The sequence below is a fragment of the Devosia sp. MDV22-iso42 genome (genome assembly GCF_058629155.1).
In genome coordinates this window covers 143306-164907 of record NZ_JBZVWR010000006.1, presented here as the reverse complement: position 1 = coordinate 164907, position 21602 = coordinate 143306, and the positions used below count along the sequence as shown (strand labels likewise).

At 59.8% G+C, this 21602-nt stretch carries 30 protein-coding genes; all 30 read right to left on the bottom strand.

The window, feature by feature from the left end; translation table 11 throughout:
* Positions 1–60: 60 nt before the first annotated feature.
* Positions 61–453 carry a 30S ribosomal protein S11 gene (rpsK, locus tag AC4NN3_RS02500; RefSeq protein WP_035102656.1) on the bottom strand — a complete coding sequence of 131 codons (393 nt, stop codon included), beginning with the start codon at positions 451–453 and terminating at the stop codon, positions 61–63.
* Between the two features lie 85 nt (positions 454–538).
* Positions 539–907 (bottom strand): 30S ribosomal protein S13, encoded by a 369-nt coding sequence (gene rpsM, locus AC4NN3_RS02495; RefSeq protein WP_305579684.1) that lies wholly within the window; start codon positions 905–907, stop codon positions 539–541.
* Between the two features lie 175 nt (positions 908–1082).
* On the bottom strand, positions 1083–1652 hold the full coding sequence (locus AC4NN3_RS02490) for an adenylate kinase (RefSeq protein WP_491925546.1): 570 nt from the start codon (positions 1650–1652) through the stop codon (positions 1083–1085).
* A complete protein-coding gene (gene secY, locus AC4NN3_RS02485) occupies positions 1649–2986 on the bottom strand; it encodes a preprotein translocase subunit SecY (RefSeq protein WP_193335648.1) in 1338 nt (445 codons plus the stop codon). The genes AC4NN3_RS02490 and secY overlap by 4 nt, the downstream gene beginning before the upstream one ends.
* A 131-nt stretch (positions 2987–3117) precedes the next feature.
* On the bottom strand, positions 3118–3618 hold the full coding sequence (gene rplO, locus AC4NN3_RS02480) for a 50S ribosomal protein L15 (protein ID WP_491925545.1): 501 nt from the start codon (positions 3616–3618) through the stop codon (positions 3118–3120).
* A gap of 16 nt (positions 3619–3634) precedes the next feature.
* Positions 3635–3823: a 50S ribosomal protein L30 gene (gene rpmD / locus AC4NN3_RS02475; protein WP_193335646.1), complete on the bottom strand. Its 189-nt coding sequence runs from the start codon at positions 3821–3823 to the stop codon at positions 3635–3637.
* A gap of 12 nt (positions 3824–3835) precedes the next feature.
* Positions 3836–4366: a 30S ribosomal protein S5 gene (gene rpsE, locus AC4NN3_RS02470; protein ID WP_193335645.1), complete on the bottom strand. Its 531-nt coding sequence runs from the start codon at positions 4364–4366 to the stop codon at positions 3836–3838.
* Between the two features lie 22 nt (positions 4367–4388).
* The gene (gene rplR / locus AC4NN3_RS02465) at positions 4389–4751 is read right to left on the bottom strand and encodes a 50S ribosomal protein L18 (RefSeq protein WP_193335644.1); all 363 of its coding nucleotides are present in this window, start codon (positions 4749–4751) and stop codon (positions 4389–4391) included.
* Between the two features lie 12 nt (positions 4752–4763).
* On the bottom strand, positions 4764–5297 hold the full coding sequence (gene rplF / locus AC4NN3_RS02460; protein WP_491925544.1) for a 50S ribosomal protein L6: 534 nt from the start codon (positions 5295–5297) through the stop codon (positions 4764–4766).
* A gap of 39 nt (positions 5298–5336) precedes the next feature.
* On the bottom strand, positions 5337–5735 hold the full coding sequence (gene rpsH / locus AC4NN3_RS02455) for a 30S ribosomal protein S8 (RefSeq protein ID WP_193335642.1): 399 nt from the start codon (positions 5733–5735) through the stop codon (positions 5337–5339).
* 12 nt (positions 5736–5747) lie between these two features.
* A complete protein-coding gene (gene rpsN, locus AC4NN3_RS02450) occupies positions 5748–6053 on the bottom strand; it encodes a 30S ribosomal protein S14 (RefSeq protein WP_193335641.1) in 306 nt (101 codons plus the stop codon).
* Positions 6054–6083: 30 nt separating this feature from the next.
* On the bottom strand, positions 6084–6641 hold the full coding sequence (gene rplE, locus AC4NN3_RS02445) for a 50S ribosomal protein L5 (RefSeq protein ID WP_193335640.1): 558 nt from the start codon (positions 6639–6641) through the stop codon (positions 6084–6086).
* The gene (gene rplX / locus AC4NN3_RS02440; protein ID WP_193335639.1) at positions 6634–6945 is read right to left on the bottom strand and encodes a 50S ribosomal protein L24; all 312 of its coding nucleotides are present in this window, start codon (positions 6943–6945) and stop codon (positions 6634–6636) included. Before rplX ends, rplE begins: the two co-directional genes overlap by 8 nt.
* Entirely contained in the window at positions 6945–7313 is a 369-nt protein-coding gene (rplN, locus tag AC4NN3_RS02435; RefSeq protein WP_046138380.1) for a 50S ribosomal protein L14, read from the bottom strand. The genes rplX and rplN overlap by 1 nt, the downstream gene beginning before the upstream one ends.
* On the bottom strand, positions 7310–7567 hold the full coding sequence (gene rpsQ, locus AC4NN3_RS02430) for a 30S ribosomal protein S17 (RefSeq protein WP_193335638.1): 258 nt from the start codon (positions 7565–7567) through the stop codon (positions 7310–7312). Before rpsQ ends, rplN begins: the two co-directional genes overlap by 4 nt.
* A gap of 12 nt (positions 7568–7579) precedes the next feature.
* Positions 7580–7774, bottom strand: a complete 195-nt coding sequence (rpmC, locus tag AC4NN3_RS02425; protein WP_108459098.1) for a 50S ribosomal protein L29 — start codon at positions 7772–7774, stop codon at positions 7580–7582.
* Between the two features lie 11 nt (positions 7775–7785).
* Complete coding sequence (gene rplP, locus AC4NN3_RS02420; protein WP_193335637.1) at positions 7786–8199, bottom strand: 50S ribosomal protein L16; 414 nt, start codon at positions 8197–8199, stop codon at positions 7786–7788.
* Positions 8200–8214: 15 nt separating this feature from the next.
* Positions 8215–8961, bottom strand: coding sequence for a 30S ribosomal protein S3 (gene rpsC, locus AC4NN3_RS02415; protein ID WP_193335636.1), 747 nt, complete (start codon positions 8959–8961; stop codon positions 8215–8217).
* Positions 8961–9341, bottom strand: coding sequence for a 50S ribosomal protein L22 (gene rplV, locus AC4NN3_RS02410; protein ID WP_193335635.1), 381 nt, complete (start codon positions 9339–9341; stop codon positions 8961–8963). Before rplV ends, rpsC begins: the two co-directional genes overlap by 1 nt.
* 1 nt (position 9342) lies before the next feature.
* A complete protein-coding gene (gene rpsS, locus AC4NN3_RS02405; protein WP_193335634.1) occupies positions 9343–9621 on the bottom strand; it encodes a 30S ribosomal protein S19 in 279 nt (92 codons plus the stop codon).
* A 3-nt stretch (positions 9622–9624) separates the two neighbouring features.
* Entirely contained in the window at positions 9625–10464 is an 840-nt protein-coding gene (gene rplB / locus AC4NN3_RS02400; RefSeq protein ID WP_193335633.1) for a 50S ribosomal protein L2, read from the bottom strand.
* A 16-nt stretch (positions 10465–10480) separates the two neighbouring features.
* Positions 10481–10774 (bottom strand): 50S ribosomal protein L23, encoded by a 294-nt coding sequence (locus tag AC4NN3_RS02395; protein WP_193335632.1) that lies wholly within the window; start codon positions 10772–10774, stop codon positions 10481–10483.
* On the bottom strand, positions 10771–11391 hold the full coding sequence (gene rplD, locus AC4NN3_RS02390; protein WP_491925543.1) for a 50S ribosomal protein L4: 621 nt from the start codon (positions 11389–11391) through the stop codon (positions 10771–10773). Before rplD ends, AC4NN3_RS02395 begins: the two co-directional genes overlap by 4 nt.
* Positions 11392–12093: a 50S ribosomal protein L3 gene (gene rplC / locus AC4NN3_RS02385; RefSeq protein ID WP_193335630.1), complete on the bottom strand. Its 702-nt coding sequence runs from the start codon at positions 12091–12093 to the stop codon at positions 11392–11394.
* A gap of 84 nt (positions 12094–12177) precedes the next feature.
* Positions 12178–12486, bottom strand: coding sequence for a 30S ribosomal protein S10 (rpsJ, locus tag AC4NN3_RS02380; protein ID WP_056232628.1), 309 nt, complete (start codon positions 12484–12486; stop codon positions 12178–12180).
* 68 nt (positions 12487–12554) lie between these two features.
* Positions 12555–13745 (bottom strand): elongation factor Tu, encoded by a 1191-nt coding sequence (gene tuf / locus AC4NN3_RS02375; protein WP_491925542.1) that lies wholly within the window; start codon positions 13743–13745, stop codon positions 12555–12557.
* A gap of 55 nt (positions 13746–13800) precedes the next feature.
* On the bottom strand, positions 13801–15891 hold the full coding sequence (fusA, locus tag AC4NN3_RS02370) for an elongation factor G (RefSeq protein ID WP_491925541.1): 2091 nt from the start codon (positions 15889–15891) through the stop codon (positions 13801–13803).
* 12 nt (positions 15892–15903) lie between these two features.
* Positions 15904–16374, bottom strand: coding sequence for a 30S ribosomal protein S7 (rpsG, locus tag AC4NN3_RS02365; RefSeq protein ID WP_193335627.1), 471 nt, complete (start codon positions 16372–16374; stop codon positions 15904–15906).
* A 12-nt stretch (positions 16375–16386) separates the two neighbouring features.
* Positions 16387–16758 carry a 30S ribosomal protein S12 gene (gene rpsL, locus AC4NN3_RS02360; protein ID WP_046136734.1) on the bottom strand — a complete coding sequence of 124 codons (372 nt, stop codon included), beginning with the start codon at positions 16756–16758 and terminating at the stop codon, positions 16387–16389.
* A gap of 614 nt (positions 16759–17372) precedes the next feature.
* On the bottom strand, positions 17373–21557 hold the full coding sequence (gene rpoC, locus AC4NN3_RS02355; RefSeq protein WP_491925540.1) for a DNA-directed RNA polymerase subunit beta': 4185 nt from the start codon (positions 21555–21557) through the stop codon (positions 17373–17375).
* Positions 21558–21602: the final 45 nt, after the last annotated feature.

Below are 21602 nucleotides of genomic sequence, written 5' to 3'. Positions count from 1 at the left end.
GCAAACGCAATAAGACTCCCGGCCCATTCAATCGGCCGGGAGCTCTCTAAACGGTCTAGATTAGACGCGGCGCCGCTTGCGCGGGCGGCAGCCATTGTGCGGGATCGAGGTGACGTCACGGATCGAGGTGACGTTGAAGCCAGCAGCCTGCAGCGCACGAAGCGCCGATTCACGGCCCGAACCGGGACCACGCACTTCGACCTCGAGGGTCTTCATGCCGTGTTCCTGGGCCTTCTTGGCAGCGTCTTCAGCAGCAACCTGGGCTGCATAAGGGGTCGACTTGCGCGAGCCCTTGAAACCCATCACGCCCGAAGAGGACCACGAAATCGTGTTGCCCTGCATGTCGGCGATGGTGATCATGGTGTTGTTGAACGAAGCGTTCACGTGGGCAACGCCCGAGGTGATGTTCTTGCGTTCCTTGCGCTTGACGCGCGTGGTCTCAGTCTTAGCCATGTAATTCCTCTAATCCGATATCAGCGCTGCCGTTAGCCCTAGATGGCCCCGGCAGCTACATCGAAGAACCCGATTGAACGGGTTCTTACTTCTTCTTGCCGGCGATTGCCTTGGCCGGACCCTTGCGGGTGCGGGCATTGGTGTGGGTCCGCTGACCGCGCACGGGAAGACCGCGGCGGTGGCGCAGGCCACGATAGTTGCCGAGATCCATCAGGCGCTTGATGTTCATCGCAACGTTACGACGAAGATCACCTTCCACCACATAGTCGCGGTCGATGGCTTCACGGATCTGAATGACTTCCGCGTCGGTAAGTTCGTTCACACGACGCTCAACCGGAATGCCAACCTTGGTGCAGATATCCAGGGCGAACTTGTCGCCGATCCCATGGATATACTGCAACGCGATGACAACGCGCTTGTTCGTCGGGATATTGACGCCAGCGATACGAGCCACGTCTGCTCTCCTTATTCAGCGCGAACCATCACGGCTGGCGCCATTAAACAACAAGGGACCGGAATCCGACCCCCAACATTCTGGAGAACCGAATCCAGCCCAATAATCCATGAGACTGAAGCGGTTCTTTAAGGGCTCGATTCCGCGGAGTCAACCGCCAAGTCAAGCCCAAACTTTAGTGATCAATCGACGCCTTGATCGCGGCTGTGACTTCATCGACCGGCGCCATGCCGTCAACGGTCCTTATCAGACCCTTGTCGGAATAGTAGGCAACCAGTGGAGCCGTCTGGTCCTGATAGACGCCGAGCCGCTTGCGCAGCACGTCTTCGTTGTCATCAGCCCTGGCTCCGCCTGATTCCTTGGCCCGCTGTATAACACGGCGCACCAGTTCGTCAGCATCGGCCTTGATCTCAATGACCGCATCGAGCTTGGCGCCCTTGTCGACCAGCATCCTGTCGAGGGCTTCCGCCTGCGCGATGGTGCGCGGGAAGCCGTCGAGGATGAACCCCGGCTTGCAGTCGTCTGCGTCAAGACGCTCCGAAACAATGCCGTTGACGATGGCATCGCTCACCAGATCGCCACGATCCACGATCGCCTTGGCTTCGACCCCCAGAGGGGTCTTGGCCGCAATAGCCGAGCGCAGGATGTCACCAGTGGACAGCTGGGGGATGCCATAGGCGTCGACCAGAATCTTGGCCTGCGTCCCCTTCCCTGCGCCTGGTGGTCCAAGCAGAATCAACCTCATCGACGCTTGCCTCCTCCAAGACGGGACTTCTTTACCAGCCCCTCATATTGCTGGGCGATCAGATGGCTCTGGATCTGGCTGACCGTATCGAGGGTCACCGTCACCATGATCAGCAGCGATGTGCCACCGATAAACTGGCTGACTGCCAGCTGGTTGTGCACGATCTCGGGGATCAATGCCACCACCGTGAGGTATAGCGCACCCACCACCGTAATGCGCGTCAGCACATAGTCGATGTGCTGGGCGGTCCGCTCGCCCGGGCGGATGCCCGGAATGAAGCCGCCGGAGCGCTTGAGATTGTCCGCCGTCTCGGTCGGATTGAACACGATCGCCGTGTAGAAGAAGGCGAAGAAGATGATGAAGAAGGCAAACAGCGCCAGGTAGAGCGGCTGGCCGCGTCCCAGCAGGGCCGTGACCACCTGCAGCCACTGCGGCGCATCACCCTGCGCCGCGAACGACGCAATGGTGGCGGGCAGCAACAGCAGCGACGAGCCGAAAATCACCGGAATGACACCGGCAGTGTTCAGCTTGAGCGGCAGATGCGAGGTATCACCCTGGAACATCTTGTTGCCGACCTGGCGCTTCGGATACTGGATCAGCAGCCGGCGCTGGGCACGCTCGAAGAACACGATGGCCGCAATCACCACGAGCGCCAGCAGCAGGATGCCGAAGGCGGCAATCCCGGGCAGAGCCCCGGTCCGGCTCAGCTCGAGCGTCTGCACCACGGTCAGTGGCAGATTGGCCACGATACCGGCAAAGATAATCAGCGAAATGCCGTTGCCGACACCGCGCGAGGTGATCTGCTCGCCCAGCCACATCAGGAACATCGTGCCGCCCACCAGGGTGATCACGGTCGAGACGCGGAAGAACCAGCCTGGATTGAGCACGACGCCCTGGCTGGCCTCGAGCCCGACGGCCACGCCATAGGCCTGCACGGCGCAGAACACGACGGCCAGGTAGCGGGTGTACTGGTTCATCTTGCGACGACCCGATTCACCCTCTTTCTTGAGGGCCTCAAGGCGCGGCGACGCCGTCGCCACCACCTGCACCACGATGGATGCGGTAATGTAGGGAATAAGGTTCAGCGCAAAGATCGCCATGCGCTCCACGGCGCCGCCAGCGAACATGTTGAACATGCCCAGGATGCCCTGCTCCGACTGCGCGAAGGTCGCGGCGAAAGCGTCGGGATCAATGCCTGGCAGCGGGATGAAAGTACCCAGCCGATAGACAAGCAGCGCCCCCAGTGTGAACCAGATGCGCTGCTGCAGGGCTTTCGCCTTGGCAAAGGTCGAGAAATTGAGATTACGTGCCAGCTGTTCGGCTGCGGACGCCATGTATCGCTCCCTATGGCTACAAGGCCAGGTGCGCTCGGAACGCTTCAGGACACCGGCTCATGCCGCATCCCTAACGCAACAAACTAAAAGAGCGCACCCAACCAATGGTCGGGTACGCCCAGCAAAGTGCATTACACAGCGCGAGGAGTCTTCTTCCAGGGCGCCTTAGCCGGAATCACGTCGACCTTGCCGCCAGCAGCTTCAACAGCAGCCAGAGCACCCTTGGTCGCGTAGTTCACCTTGAAGGTAACCTTCTTGGAGGTCAGGCCGGCCGAACCGATGAGCCGGACGCCATCCTTGACGCGACGGATCACGCGGGCAGCGATCAGCGCATCAGCGTCGATCACGGCAGTGATGTCGAGCTTGCCGGAGTCGATATAGGCCTGCACGCGGTCAATGCGGACCTCATTCCAATCCTTGGGATTGAAAGAGTTGAAGCCGCGCTTTGGCATACGCATGTGAAGGGGCATCTGGCCGCCTTCAAAGCCGTTGATCGCCACGCCGGAACGTGCCGTCTGGCCCTTGCCGCCACGACCGCCGGTCTTGCCCTTGCCGGAGCCGATACCGCGACCAATGCGCATCCGGGGCTTGTTGGCACCGGGATTATCGCGCAGTTCGTTCAGTTGGGTCATCAGTCAGACCTTCTCTCTACTCGCCGACGACGCGGACGAGGTGCGGCAGCTTGTTGATCATGCCGCGCACTTCAGGCGTGTCGAGCAGCTCGCGCTGCTTGTTCATCTTGTTGAGCCCGAGACCGATCAGGGTCGCACGCTGCACTTTGTCACGACGGATCGGGGAGCCGATCTGCTTGACGATAAGGGTCTTCTTCTCAGCCATGATATTCTCCTATCAAGCTTCGACCGCGGTCTCGCCGCGGCGAGCCTGCAGTTCCGAAACCTTGAGGCCACGGCGGGAAGCAACCGAGCGTGGGCTGTCGACGCGCTTGAGCGCATCAAAGGTAGCCCGCACCATGTTGTACGGATTGGCAGTGCCCTGCGACTTGGCAACGATGTCGTTAATGCCAAGCGTTTCGAACACAGCGCGCATCGGACCACCGGCAATGATGCCGGTACCGGGCTCGGCTGCACGCAGAATGACCTTGCCAGCGCCGTGGCGACCCTGCACGTCGTGGTGCAGTGTACGCGCATCGCGCAGCGGCACGCGGATCATGGTACGCTTTGCAGCTTCGGTTGCCTTGCGGATGGCTTCCGGCACTTCGCGGGCCTTGCCGTGACCAAAGCCAACGCGGCCCTTCTGGTCACCGACCACCACGAGCGCTGCGAAGCCGAAACGACGGCCGCCCTTGACCACTTTAGCCACACGGTTGATGTGGACCAGGCGATCGACGAATTCGCTGTCGCGTTCTTGAACGTCTCTCATAATTCTCTTTCCTCGCCGTGTTCTAGAACTGCAGGCCGCCCTCACGGGCAGCGTCTGCAAGGGCCTTCACACGGCCGTGATAGATATAAGCGCCGCGATCAAAGATCACGTCGGCAATGCCGGCCTTGGTACCGCGCTCGGCGATCAACTTGCCGATCGTTGCAGCAGCAGCGGCGGTGGCGCCGTTCTTGACCGAAGCCTTGACGTCCTTGTCCAGCGTCGATGCGGCAGCCAGCGTGCGGCCTGTCGTATCGTCGATGATCTGGGCGTAGATATTCTTGTCCGAGCGGAAAACGCTGAGACGGGGACGACCGAAGGCACGAGCCTTGAGCGCCTTGCGGACACGAGCCTTGCGGCGGTCCGCACCTTTTGCACTGATAGCCATTGCAGGCGCTCCTTACTTCTTCTTGCCTTCTTTGCGGAAGACGAACTCGCCAGCATAGCGAACGCCCTTGCCCTTGTAGGGCTCTGGCTTGCGCCATGCGCGGATCTCAGCCGCCGCCTGGCCCACAGCCTGCTTGTCGATGCCGGTGATGACGATTTCCGTCGGCACCGGGACAGCCAGCGTGATTCCCTTGGGGGCTTCGTAGATCACTTCGTGGCTGAAACCAAGCGACAGCTTGACATCCTTGCCCTGCAGTGCGGCGCGATAACCCACGCCCTGGATCGCCAGCTTCTTTTCAAAGCCGGCAGAAACACCGGTGACCATGTTCTGGATCAGTGCACGGGTAGTGCCCCAGGCGGCGCGCGCAAAGCGCGTGTCGTTGGCCGGAGTAACCACGACGCCATCGGCGCCGTTCTCGGCATTCACGACATCCATGAGCACAATGCTCATCTCGCCCTTCGGACCCTTGACGCTGACGGTACGACCATCGATCGTAACCGTAACGCCGCTTACCGGTGCAACCGGTTGTTTGCCAGTACGTGACATTCTAACTTCTACCTTTGAGTAATCGTCTTACCGCGTCTCTTAGAAGACGCGGCAGAGTACCTCGCCACCAACATTGGCAGCCTTGGCTTCGTGGTCGGCCATCACACCCTTGGGGGTGGAGAGGATCGAGACACCAAGACCATTGGCAACCTGCGGAATATTCTTGACCGACGCATAGACACGACGGCCAGGACGCGAAACGCGTTCAATCGTGCGGATAACGGACTCGTTATCCGAGTACTTCAGCTCGATTTCGTATTCGGCTGCACCGTTCTCGAACTTGGTCTCCGAATAGCCGCGGATAAAACCCTCGGACTGGAGCACATCCAGCACGCGACCGCGAAGGGTCGATGCCGGTGTCGAAACGGAATTCTTGCGACGCATCTGGGCGTTGCGGATACGGGTCAGCATGTCGCCGATTGGATCGGAAAAGCTCATCTTCGGTTCTCCTTACCAGCTCGACTTGACGAGGCCCGGGATCAGACCCAGGTTGCCAAGCTGACGCAGAGCAATACGGCTCAGCTTGAGTTTGCGATAGAAGCCGCGGGGACGACCCGAGACTTCACAACGGTTGCGGATGCGGACCTTGGCCGAATTGCGCGGCAGTTCGGCCAGCTTGAGCTGGGCCGCAAAGCGCTGATCGGGTGCGATCGTCTGATCCTTGGTCGCGGCCTTCAGGGCAGCACGCTTTGCAGCATACTGCTTGACGAGGGCACGACGCTTGTCGTTCTTTTCGATGGAGCTGGTCTTTGCCATATCCTGATCCTTTTTCCCTTCCCTATCCGCTTACGTGCGGAATGGGAAGTTGAATGCCTTGAGCAGCGCACGCGCTTCGTCATCGGTCTTGGCCGTCGTGGCAACCACGATGTCCATACCCCAAACCTGATCGATCTGATCATAGTTGATTTCGGGGAAGATGATGTGCTCTTTGATGCCCAGGGCGTAGTTGCCGTTGCCATCAAACGAATTGGGGTTCAGCCCGCGGAAGTCACGTACGCGTGGCAGTGCAATGTTCACCAGGCGATCAAGAAACTCATACATGCGAGTCTTGCGCAGCGTGACCTTCACGCCCAGCGGCATTTCTTCACGGACCTTGAAGCCGGCGATCGACTTGCGAGCGTAAGTGATAACCGGCTTCTGGCCAGAAATCCGTTCCATCTCGGCAGCGGCCGACTTGACCTTCTTGGTATCGTTGACGGCTTCGCCGACACCCATATTCAGAACGATCTTGTCCAGGCGTGGCAATTGCATCACGTTCTTGTAGCCGAACTGCTCCAGCAGAGCGGCCTTGATCGTGGTGTCATATTCGGTCCGCAGGCGCGGCGTATAAGCGGTCTCAGCCATCGATCGAATCTCCGGTCGATTTTGCGACGCGCGTCTTCACGCCGTCCTTGATCTGGAAACCGACGCGGCTGGGCTTGCCATCCTTGTCGGCGATCGCGAGGTTCGACAGATGGATCGGCGCTTCCTTGGTGAAGATGCCGGCATCGGTCGACGCGGTCTGCTTGGTGTGGCGCTTGACCAGGTTGATACCCTGGACCAGTGCCTTCGTTTCGGTCGGGATAACCGACAGGACCTGGCCAGTTTTGCCTTTGTCCTTGCCAGTCAGGACGACGACCTTGTCGCCCTTCTTGATCTTGGCAGCCATTACAGCACCTCGGGTGCGAGCGAAATGATCTTCATGTGGTTCTTGGCGCGAAGCTCGCGTGGAACCGGCCCGAAGATACGAGTGCCGATCGGCTCTTTCTGATTGTTGATCAGAACCGCGGCGTTCTTGTCGAAACGGATCACGGTGCCATCGGGACGGCGAATGTCGAACGCGGTGCGAACGACCACGGCCTTCATGACCTGGCCCTTCTTCACACGACCGCGCGGAATGGCATCCTTGACCGAGACGACGATGATGTCGCCAACGGAAGCATACTTGCGGTGCGAACCGCCAAGCACCTTGATGCACATGACTCGCTTGGCGCCGGAATTATCGGCGACGTCGAGATTGGACTGCATCTGGATCATGGCGTCACGCCTTCCTGCTGAACCGAACCAACAACAAGCGTCCAGCGCTTGTTCTTGGAAATCGGCGCACATTCCTCGATCTGGACGATCTGGCCAATCTTGGCCAGATTGGCCTCGTCATGGGCCTGATACTTCTTGGACCGACGCACGGTCTTTTTCATAACCGGGTGCGTGAAACGGCGCTCGACGCGCACCACGACCGTCTTATCATTGGCGTCGGAGACAACTGTCCCCTGCAATACGCGCTTTGGCATGGTCGCGGCTCCTTACTTCGCTGCGTTCTTTTCGGCCAGGATCGTCTTGATCCGCGCGATATCGCGGCGGACCTTCTTGACCTCGGTCGGCTTTTCCAGCTGCTGGGTAGCACGCTGGAAACGCAGGTTGAACTGTTCTTTCTTCAGGCCGACGAGCTGGTCTTTCAGTTCGTCTGCGGTCTTGCTCCGCACATCACTGGCTTTCATGCTCATCGTCCTTAATCAGCAATGCGGGTAACGACCCGCGTCATGATCGGGAGCTTCATCGCGCCGAGGCGCAGAGCTTCCTTGGCAACGTCCTCGGGGACGCCGTCGATCTCGAATACAATACGACCGGGCTTGACGCGGGCGGCCCAGAATTCAACAGAACCCTTGCCCTTACCCATACGAACTTCGGTCGGCTTCTTGGTCACCGGCACGTCCGGGAAAATCCGGATCCAGACGCGGCCCTGGCGCTTCATCTCGCGGGTGATCGCGCGGCGAGCCGCTTCGATCTGGCGAGCGGTAACGCGCTCAGGTTCGGTGGCCTTCAAGGCATACTGGCCAAATGCCAGATCGGTACCGCCCTTGGCAACGCCATGGATGCGACCCTTGTGGGTCTTGCGGAACTTTGTCTTCTTAGGTTGCAGCATAATGAACTAACCTTCTTATGCGCGTTCGCGATCGCGGTCACCGCGATCAGGGCGGGGACCACGTTCACTGCGTTCTTGACGCTGACCGCCGTCATTGCCTTCGGTAGCGCGACGCTCGTGCGCGGACGGATCATGCTCAAGGACTTCGCCCTTGAAGACCCAGACCTTGATACCGATGATGCCATAGGTGGTCTTGGCTTCAGCCGTACCGTAGTCGATGTCGGCACGCAGCGTGTGCAGCGGAACGCGACCTTCGCGGTACCATTCGGTACGCGCAATGTCGGCACCACCGAGACGGCCGCCCACGTTCACGCGGATGCCACCGGCGCCCATGCGGATCGAGGTCTGCACGGCACGCTTCATGGCACGACGGAAGGCCACGCGGCGTTCCAGCTGCTGGGCAATGCCCTGGGCAACCAACGTCGCGTCGGTTTCCGGCTTGCGCACTTCAACGATGTTGATGTGCACTTCGCTGTCGGTGAACTTCTTCACCTTGGCGCGGATCTTGTCGATGTCGGCGCCCTTCTTGCCAATCACGATGCCCGGACGGGCAGTGTGAATGGAGACGCGGCACTTGCGATGCGGACGCTCGATGACGATCTTGGACACCGCAGCGGCCTTGAGGTCTTCCAGCAGCATGGTCCGGATCTTCAGGTCTTCCTGAAGCAGGTTACCATAGTCGCTCTTGTTGGCGTACCAGCGACTGTCCCAGGTGCGATTGATGCCCAGGCGGAAGCCGATTGGATTGATCTTCTGGCCCATTATGCGGCCTCCTCAACTTGCCGGACGACGATCGTCAGATGCGCGAATGGCTTCTGGATCTGCGAAGACCGGCCACGACCGCGAGCGGTGAAGCGCTTCATGACCAGCGAATTACCAACAAAGGCTTCGGCAACGACGAGAGCGTCGGTATCGAGACCATGGTTGTTCTCGGCGTTCGCGATGGCGCTTTCCAGCACCTTCTTGACCTGGCCGGAGATGCGCTTGTGGCTGAATTCGAGATCGGCCAAAGCCTTCTCAACCTTCTTGCCACGGATCAACTGCGCGACGAGGTTCAGCTTCTGAGGGCTGATGCGCAGCATGCGCAGAACAGCCTTAGCCTCGTTGTCCTTGAGAGCGCGCTCAGTTTTTGGCTTGCCCATCTTACTTCCTCTTGGCCTTCTTGTCGGCAGCGTGACCGTAATAGGTACGGGTCGGTGCAAACTCGCCGAACTTGTGGCCGATCATGTCTTCGGTGACGTTGACCGGAACGTGCTTCTGGCCATTGTGAACGCCGAACGTGACGCCGACGAACTGTGGCAGGATGGTCGAACGGCGGCTCCAGATCTTGATCACATCGTTGCGACCAGACGCGAGGGCCTTCTCGGCCTTCTTGAGCATGTAGCCGTCGACAAACGGCCCCTTCCAGATTGAACGGGTCATGGCTTACCTGCCCTTCTTCACGTGACGGCTGCGAACAATGAACTTGTCCGTGGCCTTGTTGCTGCGGGTCTTCTTGCCCTTGGTGGGCTTACCCCAAGGCGTAACCGGATGACGGCCACCTGAAGTACGGCCTTCACCACCACCATGCGGGTGATCAACAGGGTTCATGGTCACGCCGCGGTTGACCGGCTTGCGGCCGAGCCAACGCGAACGACCGGCCTTGCCGAGCGAAGTGTTCGAGTGATCCTGGTTCGACACAGAACCGACGGTTGCAAGGCAGGTGCCATGCACGCGGCGCTGTTCGCCAGACTTGAGGCGAAGGATCGCCCAACCCTGGTCACGACCGACATACTGGGCATAAGCACCAGCCGAACGGGCAACCTGGCCACCCTTGCGGGGCTTGAGCTCGATATTGTGCACGATCGTACCGACCGGCATGTTCTCGAGCGGCATCGCATTGCCTGGCTTGACGTCAACCGTACCGGCCGACGAGATCACCTTGTCGCCAGCACCCAGACGCTGTGGTGCAACGATATAGGCGAGTTCGCCGTCTTCGTACTTCACCAGAGCGATCCAAGCCGTACGGTTGGGATCGTATTCCAAGCGCTCGATCGTACCAACCATGTCGAACTTGACACGCTTGAAATCGATCATGCGATAGGTGCGCTTATGACCGCCACCACGATGGAAGGCAGTGATGCGACCGCGATTGTTACGGCCACCGGACTTGGAGAGGCCTTCGGTCAAAGTCTTGACCGGCTTGCCCTTCCAGAGTTCCGAACGGTCGGTCGTCACGAGCTGACGGCGGCCGGGGGACGTAGGATTGTAAGTCTTAAGAGCCATTTTTCTGTCTCTTCCCTTAGAGGCCGGTCGAAATGTCGATCGACTGGCCGTCGACGAGGGTAACGATCGCCTTCTTGACGTCGTTGCGCGTGCCAACCTTGCCACGGAAGCGCTTCACCTTGCCCTTGCGGACCAGGGTGTTCACTGCCTTGACCTTGACCGAGAACAGCTGCTCGACGGCAGCCTTGATATCGGTCTTGTTGGCATCAATCGCCACGTCGAAAACGACCTGGTTATGTTCGGAGGCCATGGTCGACTTTTCAGTCACGACCGGGTTCCGGACGATGTCGTAAGCGCTGAGCTTGTTCATGCGAACCTCGCTTCCAGCGCTTCCAGCGCTGCCTTGGTCAGGACGAGCTTGTCGCGCTTGAGGATCGACACAACGTTGATCCCCTGCACTGGCAGCACGTCGATATGCGGGATGTTGCGGGCGGCCAGAACGAAATTCTGGTCGACAACTGCACCATCGATGATCAGCGCATTGGTCCAGGCCAGCTTGCCGAACGTGGCGAGCAACGCGGCCGTCTTGTTGTCCTTCTGGGACACGCTATCGACGACGATGAGCGAGCCAGACTTGATCTTGGACGACAGGGCATGCTTGAGCGCCAGTGCCCGGACCTTCTTGGGAAGATCAATGGCATGGCTGCGCGGGGTCGGACCGAATGCACGACCACCACCACGGAACTGGGGAGCCTTGCGATCGCCGTGACGGGCACCGCCGCCACCCTTCTGCTTGCCGAACTTCTTGCCCGTGCGAACGCCTTCCGAACGATTTTTCACATCGTGCGTGCCGGACATTGCCTTGAGCTGCTGGTAGCGAACCATGCGGTGCAGGATGTCCTGGCGGACTTCCAGACCGAAGACGTCGTCAGCCAGCTGGATATTGCCAGCAGCCTTGCCGTCGAGGGTTGTGACCTTGAGTTCCATTTAGTTACCTTCCCCCGCAACTTCAGCGGCGGCCTTGAACGAGCCCGGGAAAGCAGCGCCCTGAGGGGCTGGCTTCTTCACCGCGTCCTTGATCATGATCCAAGCACCCTTGGAGCCTGGAACCGAACCCTGGATCATGATCAAACCGCGCTCGACATCGGTCTTGACGACCTTGACGTTCTGCGTGGTGATGCGACGATCGCCCATATGGCCCGGCATCTTCTTGCCCTTGAAGGTCTTACCCGGGTCCTGACGACCACCGGTAGAACCGATCGAACGGTGCGAAACCGACACACCATGCGAAGCACGCAGGCCGCCGAAGTTCCAGCGCTTCATGCCGCCGGCAAAACCCTTACCGATCGAGGTACCGGTGACGTCCACCAGCTGGCCCGTGACGAAATGGTCTGCCTGCAACGTAGCGCCGACCTCGATGAGGTTGGCTTCGTCGACGCGAAATTCCGCGACGTGGCGCTTTGGCTCAACCTTGGCGACGGCAAAAATGCCGCGCTCGGCCTTGCTGGTGTTCTTCGCCTTGGCCTGGCCGGAGCCAAGCTGCAATGCGACGTAGCCGTCCTTGTCAGCCGTCCGCTGGCCTACCACCTGGCAGTTCTGCAGACTCAGCACGGTCACTGGAACGTGCGAGCCGTCCTCAGCGAAAATGCGGGTCATGCCCAGCTTCTGTGCGATCAATCCAGAACGCATCGGTTATTACCTTCTCTCTTGGCGCCATACCGGGTCATGGTTTCAGAGGACCCTGTTATTTGGTAGGCGCGGAAACTTCTTACTTTAGAGCTTGATTTCGACGTCAACGCCGGCGGCGAGATCGAGCTTCATCAGCGCATCAACCGTCTGAGGCGTCGGGTCCACAATGTCCAGAAGACGCTTGTGAGTCCGAATCTCGAACTGCTCACGCGACTTCTTGTCGATGTGGGGCGAGCGGTTCACGGTAAACTTGTCGATTCGCGTCGGCAGCGGAATGGGACCGCGAACCTGCGCGCCTGTCCGCTTGGCCGTCGAGACGATCTCACGCGTCGATGCGTCGAGAACGCGATGGTCAAACGCCTTGAGGCGAATGCGAATATTCTGACCGTTCATCTTGTAAATCCTGACGAAAATGGATCGCGGCGCGCATTAATCGCGCGCCGCGAATGTCTCAATGAGGCTTACTTCAGGATCTTCGCGACCACGCCGGCGCCGACGGTGCGGCCACCTTCACGGATAGCAAAGCGAAGCTTTTCTTCCATGGCGATCGGAACGATCAGCTGAACGTTCATGTTGATGTTGTCACCTGGCATGACCATTTCCGTGCCTTCTGGCAGGGTCACGATGCCCGTCACGTCCGTGGTACGGAAGTAGAACTGGGGACGGTAGTTGCCGAAGAACGGGGTGTGACGACCGCCTTCTTCCTTGGTGAGGATATAGGCCTCAGCAACGAAGTCGGTGTGGGGGGTCACGGAGCCGGGCTTGCACAGAACCTGACCGCGCTCAACCTGAGTACGATCGATACCACGGATCAGGGCGCCAACGTTGTCGCCAGCCTGGCCCGAATCGAGCAGCTTGCGGAACATTTCGACACCGGTAACGGTGGTCTTCTGGGTTGCCTTGATGCCGACGATTTCGACTTCTTCGCCAACCTTGACGATGCCACGCTCGACACGGCCGGTAACCACGGTGCCACGGCCCGAGATCGAGAACACGTCTTCGATCGGGAGCAGGAACGGCTGGTCAATCGGACGCTCTGGCTGTGGGATATAGCTATCCACGGCAGCCATCAGTTCGAGAATGGCGTCGTGGCCAAGCTTGCGATCGCTGTCTTCGAGAGCGGCAAGAGCCGAACCCTTGACGACGGGGATGTCGTCGCCGGGATACTCATAGGACGACAGCAGCTCGCGCACTTCGAGCTCGACGAGCTCGAGCAGCTCGGGATCGTCGACCATATCGCACTTGTTCAGGAACACCACCAGGGCAGGAACGCCAACCTGACGGGCAAGCAGGATGTGCTCACGGGTCTGGGGCATCGGGCCGTCGGCAGCCGACACGACCAGGATCGCGCCATCCATCTGGGCAGCGCCGGTGATCATGTTCTTCACATAGTCGGCGTGGCCTGGGCAGTCGACGTGAGCGTAGTGACGGTTGGCCGTCTCATACTCAACGTGAGCAGTGTTGATGGTGATCCCGCGTGCCTTCTCTTCAGGCGCAGCATCGATGTCCGCGTAGTTCTTGAACACAGCGCCGCCGGTTTCAGCCAGGACCTTGGTGATCGCAGCTGTCAGCGAAGTCTTGCCATGGTCAACGTGACCAATGGTGCCGATGTTGCAGTGAGGCTTATTGCGGGAAAACTTTTCCTTGCCCATCGCTTCTCTCCGTATTCGTTAGCCCAGCGGCCAACCTTGAGTTTCAGTTTATTGTTTAGGCGTATTTGGCCTGGACTTCGTCGGCGACGGCCTGCGGCACCTGCTCGTAGTGGTCGAACGTCATCGAGTACTGTGCACGACCCTGGCTCATGGAGCGCAGCGAGTTCACATAACCAAACATGTTCGCGAGCGGTACGAAGGCATCCACAACCTGGAGAACACCACGGCTTTCAGTGCCCTGGATCTGACCACGTCGTGAATTGAGGTCGCCGATAACGTCGCCCATGTAATCGTCTGGCGTGACAACTTCAACCTTCATGATCGGCTCGAGGATCTTTGGCGACGCCTTGCGGATGGCTTCGTTGAAGCCAGCACGACCAGCGATTTCAAAGGCGAGAACCGAGGAGTCGACGTCATGGTAGGCGCCTTCGGTCAACGTCACCTTGACGTCAACGATGGGGAACCCGATCAATGGGCCGGAACCCATAACCGACTTCACGCCCTTTTCGACGCCCGGGATATATTCCCGTGGCACCGAACCGCCGACGACGGCGTTCACGAATTCGAGGCCCTTGCCGACTTCGCCTGGCTCGATCGAGAGCTTGACGCGGGCAAACTGGCCCGAACCACCCGACTGCTTCTTGTGGGTATAGTCCACATCGGCGGCGCGCGTGATGGTCTCGCGATAGGCAACCTGCGGCTGACCGATATTGGCCTCGACCTTGAACTCGCGACGCATACGGTCAACGAGAATGTCGAGGTGAAGCTCGCCCATACCAGAAATGATGGTCTGGCCGGATTCTTCGTCGGTCTTGACGCGGAAGCTTGGATCTTCAGCAGCCAGACGATTGAGCGCGAGGCCCATCTTTTCCTGGTCGGCCTTAGACTTGGGTTCCACCGAGATGTCGATCACGGGCTCTGGGAAGATCATGCGTTCCAGGATGACCTGGGCATTCTGCGCACAGAGCGTGTCGCCAGTCGTGGTGTCCTTGAGGCCCACGATAGCGACGATGTCGCCAGCGAAAGCTTCAGTGATCTGCTCACGGCTATTGGCGTGCATCTGGAACATGCGGCCAACGCGTTCGCGCTTTTCCTTGACCGTGTTTTCCAGCATCGCGCCCTGCTCGACGTGACCCGAATAGATGCGGCAGAACGTCAGCGAACCCATGTGCGGGTCGTTGGCGATCTTGAAAGCCAGCATCGACAGCGGCTCGCTGTCGTCAGCATGACGCTCGATCGGCAGTTCGGTCTTGGCATCGATGCCCTGGATAGCCGGCACGTCCATTGGCGACGGCAGGTAATCGATAACGCCGTCCAGCAGCGGCTGAACGCCCTTGTTCTTGAAGGCCGAGCCCGCAAAGATCAGGAAGAACTTGGCATCGATCGTGCCGCGACGCAGCAGGCGACGGATGGTCTCGTTGTTCGGGACTTCGCCGTTGAGGAAGGCTTCCATGGCATCGTCGTCGATCTCGACGGCGGCCTCGATCATCTGCTCACGATACTTCGTGGCAGCTTCCTTGAGGTCGTCGGGGATCTCGACAACGTCCCACTGGGCACCCAGCTCTTCGTTGCGCCAGACCAGGGCATTCATCTCGATCAGATCGACGACGCCCTTGAAATCATTCTCAGCGCCAATCGGCAGCTGGACAGGAACGGCCTTGGCGCCGAGGCGCGTGCCGATCATCTCGACGCAGCGATAGAAATCGGCGCCGATCTTGTCCATCTTGTTGACGAAGACGAGGCGCGGAACGCTGTACTTGTCGGCCTGGCGCCAGACCGTCTCGGTCTGGGGCTCGACGCCGGCATTGGCGTCCAGCAGTGCAACGGCACCGTCGAGCACGCGCAGCGAACGTTCGACTTCAATGGTGAAGTCGACGTGGCCGGGGGTGTCGATGATGTTGAAGCGATGCTGGGTACCGGTACGGTCCTTCCAGAACGTGGTGGTGGCAGCCGAGGTGATCGTGATGCCACGCTCCTGCTCCTGCTCCATCCAGTCCATGGTGGCGGCGCCGTCATGGACTTCGCCGATCTTATGGGACTTGCCGGTATAGTACAGGATGCGTTCGGTCGTGGTCGTCTTGCCAGCATCAATGTGGGCCATGATGCCGAAGTTACGATACAGATTGATTGGATATTCGCGTGCCATGGGGCGCTCCTACTACCAGCGGTAGTGCGAGAAAGCACGGTTGGCGTCAGCCATACGGTGCGTATCTTCGCGCTTCTTGACGGCCTGACCACGACCATTGAGAGCATCCATGAGCTCGCCCGACAGGCGTTCACGCATGGTGTTCTCGCCGCGCTTGCGAGCGGAGTCGATCAGCCAACGAATGGCCAAGGCCTGCTGACGGTCAGCACGGACTTCAACGGGGACCTGGTACGTAGCACCGCCAACGCGGCGCGAACGCACTTCAACCGATGGACGGATGTTTTCCAGGGCCGTGTGGAACACCTCGACGGGGTTCTGCTTGACCTTGGCTTCGACAATGTCGAAGGCACCGTAAACGATGCTTTCGGCGGCCGACTTCTTGCCGTCCTTCATGAGCGAATTCATGAACTTGGTAAGGACGAGATCGCCGAACTTTGCGTCCGGAATAACGTCACGCTTTTCTGCGCGGTGGCGACGGGACATAGATCTATCTCCTTACTTCGGACGCTTCGCGCCATACTTGGACCGGCGCTGCTTGCGGTCCTTGACGCTCTGCGTGTCGAGGACGCCGCGGAGCACGTGATAGCGAACGCCGGGAAGGTCGCGAACGCGGCCACCACGGATCAGGACCACCGAGTGCTCCTGAAGGTTGTGGCCTTCACCTGGAATGTACGAGATCACTTCGCGCGAATTGGTCAGGCGAACCTTGGCAACCTTGCGCAGAGCCGAGTTTGGCTTCTTTGGAGTGGTCGTATAGACACGTGAACAAACGCCGCGCTTCTGCGGGTTTGCTTCCATCGCCGGAACCTTGTTCCGCTTTGGCTTGCTGGCGCGTGGCTTGCGGATCAGCTGATTAATGGTGGGCATTTCGCTCTTTCCATCGTCCAAAATTCATTGCGGTCTAGCCCAAGCAAACCAAAACGGCGCTCATCCGACCCCAGACTGGGGAACGGCGGCGCCTTAATTGCAGCGGACCACCCCGAAAAGGGCAGTCATGCGCACAAGGATTTGCTTCGTCTAGTTACCCGACAGTGTGTTTGAGTGTCCTGGATGCCCGCACAAGATGGCAGGTACCCGGTGTGACAATCACGACCGACCGCTTAGGTAAGCGCTGTTTAGAGCCGACTCGCCCGCCCGTCAAGGATTCTTTCGTGAAAATCCGCGTGGGAGCCATGCGCTGCCTTGCTTTGGCGTCGTCTTGGTGCATACCCGATCCGACTTGGCGGCGTGTGGAAGAAGTGCTGGCGGGTCCACGCCCAGTCGACCCAAACGGCATTAACTGTCCAGTAATGGTACAATGGGGGACCGATGTCCGCCCCAGACCTTCCGGCTGCTGACGACCGTCCCCTGCCCCTTGGCAGCCAGCCCGATGCGTTCTCGGCGAGATCGGTCCGAGCCTGGAAGGCGCAATCTGACCGTTCGGACCAAAAGAAAAGGGAGCCTTTCGGCCCCCTTCCCTCATCTTCTATCCGCGTTGCGGCCTATTCAGCAGCCGGCGCGGCAATCTTGGGCGTGTTGGCCTGGCGGCGGCGCTCGTCCAGGATCAGGTCATCGCGCTTGGAAGCGATGAGCTTGGCCGAGGAGATGCCGGCACCCGTACCAGCCGGGATCAGGCGACCGACGATCACGTTTTCCTTGAGGCCTTCGAGCAGATCGGCCTTGCCGGATACGGCAGCTTCGGTCAGCACGCGGGTGGTTTCCTGGAACGAGGCAGCCGACACGAATGACCGGGTCTGCAGCGACGCCTTGGTAATGCCGAGCAGCACGGGATTGGCCGTTGCCGGCTTCTTGCCGTCAGCAACCAGCGCGTCGTTGAGCTCGTCAAAGTCCAGCTTGTCGAGCTGCTCGTCCTTGAGCAGACCGGAGTCACCTGGATTGACGATCTCGACCTTCTGCAGCATCTGGCGAACGATCACCTCGATGTGCTTGTCGTTGATCATCACGCCCTGCAGACGATAGACTTCCTGGATTTCATTGACGAGGTAACGAGCAAGCTCTTCCACGCCCTTGATGGCCAGAATGTCGTGCGGCGCTGGGTTGCCGTCGAGGATATATTCACCCTTTTCAATGGCATCGCCTTCCTGAAGGTGGAACGGCTTGCCCTTGGGGATCAGATACTCGACCGGCTCACCGCCCTCTTCATGCGGCTCGATGATGACGCGACGCTTGTTCTTGTAGTCGCGACCGAAGCGGATCGTGCCATCGATCTCGGCGATGATGGCGTGATCTTTGGGACGACGGGCCTCGAACAATTCAGCCACGCGCGGCAGACCGCCCGTGATGTCCTTGGTCTTGGCGCTTTCCAGCGGAATACGCGCCAGCACGTCACCCGGCGATACCTTTTCGCCCGGCTCAGCGGCAATGACCGCATCAACCGAGAGCAGGTAACGGGCTTCGCCACCACGTTCCACCTTGAGCACGGCACCATCCCGCGCAATGGCCAGGGCTGGCTTGAGCCCTTCGCCACGCGGATTGGTCCGCCAGTCGATCACGACGCGCTTGGTGAAGCCCGTTGCCTCGTCGGTGTTTTCCGCAACCGAGGTGCCGTCGAGCAGATCCTCGAACACGACCTCGCCTTCGACTTCGGCCAGGATCGGACGGGTGTAGGGGTCCCATTCGGCCAGACGCTGACCACGGCGAACCATGTCGCCTTCCTTGATCAGCAACTTGGCGCCATAGGCCACCTTGTGCGTCGCGCGCTCCTTGCCGTCCGCATCGAGCACGGCCAGCGACACGTTACGAGCCATGACGACCAGCTTGTCGCCCTCCACCTTGACCACGTTCGGATTGCGGATGGCGATCTTGCCCTCTGCACCCGATTCAAGGAACGAGGAGTCGACCACCTGTGCCGTGCCACCAATGTGGAACGTACGCATGGTCAGCTGGGTACCGGGTTCACCGATCGACTGTGCGGCGATGACGCCCACAGCTTCACCCATGTTCACGGGCGTACCGCGAGCAAGGTCACGGCCATAGCAGGCCGCGCAGGTACCCTGGCGCATGTCGCAAGTCAGGGGCGAGCGGATCCGGATCGACTGGATGCGCGCCTCTTCGATGACGTCGACATCCTTTTCTTCCAGCAGATGGCCCTTGGCGGCAATCAGCGCGCCGGTCAGCGGGTGGAAGATGTCGTCGGCAGCGGTACGACCCAGCACGCGCTGACCGATGGAAGCCACGACCTGGCCCGCATCAACGATGGGCTCCATGGTCAGGCCACGCTCGGTGCCGCAATCGGTCGACACGATGATCGCGTCCTGCGCCACGTCGACGAGACGACGCGTCAGGTAACCCGAGTTCGCGGTCTTCAACGCCGTATCCGCCAGGCCCTTGCGGGCACCGTGGGTGGAGTTGAAGTACTCGAGAACGTTGAGGCCTTCCTTGAAGTTGGCCGTGATCGGGGTCTCGATGATCGAGCCGTCGGGACGGGCCATCAGGCCGCGCATGCCGGCCAGCTGCTTCATCTGCGCCGGCGAACCACGGGCACCCGAATGGCTCATCATGTAGACCGAGTTGATCGGCTTCTGACGACCGGTCTCCTCGTCGATCTGCACGGTGCGGATCGCGTCCATCATCTCTTCGGCAACCTTGTCGCCACACTTTGCCCAAGCGTCGACGACCTTGTTGTACTTTTCGCCCTGAGTGATCAGGCCGTCATTGTACTGCTGCTCGAACTCTTCGACCTGCTTACGCGCGGCTTCCACGATGGTGTACTTGGAAGCAGGGATAACCATGTCGTCCTTGCCGAACGAAATGCCGGCATCGCAGGCATTCTTGAAGCCAAGCTGCATGACGCGATCGCAGAAGATGACGGTCTCTTTCTGACCACAGCCGCGGTAGACCGTGTCGATCATCTTGGAGATCATCTTCTTGGTCATCAGCTGGTTGGCGGTCGAGAACGGCACCTTGGCGCTCTTGGGCAGGATCTGCCCGATCAGCATGCGGCCCGGGGTCGTTTCCACGATCTCGGTGGTCTGCTTGCCATCGGCGTCAAAGGACGTGACACGGCCCTTGATCTTGGTGTGCAGGGTGACGACCTTGTTGTCGATGGCATGCTCGAGCTCGGCATAGGAACCGAACGCCATGCCTTCGCCAGGCTCCTTCTCGTTCATCAACGAGAGGTAGTAGAGACCGAGCACGATGTCCTGGCTCGGCACGATGATCGGCTGGCCATTGGCAGGGTGCAGGATGTTGTTGGTGCTCATCATCAGCACGCGCGCTTCCAGCTGCGCTTCGAGCGACAGCGGAACGTGCACGGCCATCTGGTCACCGTCGAAGTCGGCATTGAAGGCCGAGCAGACGAGCGGATGCAGACGGATGGCCTTGCCTTCGATCAGGATGGGCTCGAAGGCCTGGATGCCAAGGCGATGCAGGGTCGGTGCGCGGTTGAGCAGCACCGGATGCTCGCGGATCACCTCATCGAGGATATCCCAGACTTCCGGCTTTTCCTTCTCGACCAGCTTCTTGGCCTGCTTCACCGTCGAGCTGAAGCCCTTGGCTTCGAGGCGCGAATAGATGAAGGGCTTGAACAGCTCGAGCGCCATCTTCTTGGGCAGGCCGCACTGGTGCAGCTTGAGGTTCGGACCCACGGTGATGACCGAACGACCCGAATAGTCGACGCGCTTGCCGAGCAGGTTCTGGCGGAAGCGGCCCTGCTTGCCCTTGAGCATGTCGGACAGCGACTTGAGCGGACGCTTGTTGGCACCGGTAATGGTGCGGCCACGGCGGCCGTTGTCGAACAGCGCGTCAACGGCTTCCTGCAACATGCGCTTTTCGTTGCGGATGATGATGTCAGGGGCACGCAGCTCGATCAGGCGCTTGAGGCGGTTGTTGCGGTTGATGACGCGACGATAGAGATCGTTCAGATCGGACGTGGCAAAGCGCCCGCCATCCAGCGGCACCAGCGGGCGCAGCTCGGGCGGAATGACCGGGATGATGGTCATGATCATCCACTCCGGCTTATTCCCGGAGACAATAAACTGCTCGACGATCTTGAGGCGCTTGGCCAGCTTCTTTGGCTTGAGCTCGGTGGTCGACTCGGCGATTTCCACGCGCAGGTTGGCCGCGATCTTTTCCAGATCGAGCGCCAGCAGGATGTCGCGAATGGCTTCGGCGCCGATCTTGGCGGTGAAGCTGTCGGCACCATATTCGTCCTGGGCGTCGAGGAACTGCTCTTCGTTCAGCAGTTCATGCTGGGTGAAGGGCGTGAGGCCTGGATCGAGAACGACGTAGTTCTCAAAATACAGGATACGCTCGATGTCCTTGAGCGTCATGTCGAGCAGCAGCGCGATGCGCGACGGCAGGGACTTCAGGAACCAGATGTGGGCGACGGGTGCGGCCAACTCGATGTGACCCATGCGCTCGCGACGAACGCGGCTCAGGGTGACTTCGACGCCGCACTTCTCGCAGATGACGCCCTTGAACTTCATGCGCTTGTACTTGCCGCACAGGCACTCATAGTCCTTTACCGGGCCAAAGATGCGCGCGCAGAACAGGCCATCGCGTTCAGGCTTGAACGTACGATAGTTGATCGTCTCTGGCTTCTTGATCTCGCCATAGGACCAACTCAGGATCTTCTCTGGTGAGGCAATCGAGATCTTCATCTGATCGAAGGTCTGCACCGGAACCGCCGGATTGAACGGGTCCATGACGTGGGAATGATGGTTCATCAATTCTCTCCTCTAGCCGTCCATGCCCGAATTTGGTCACGGGTA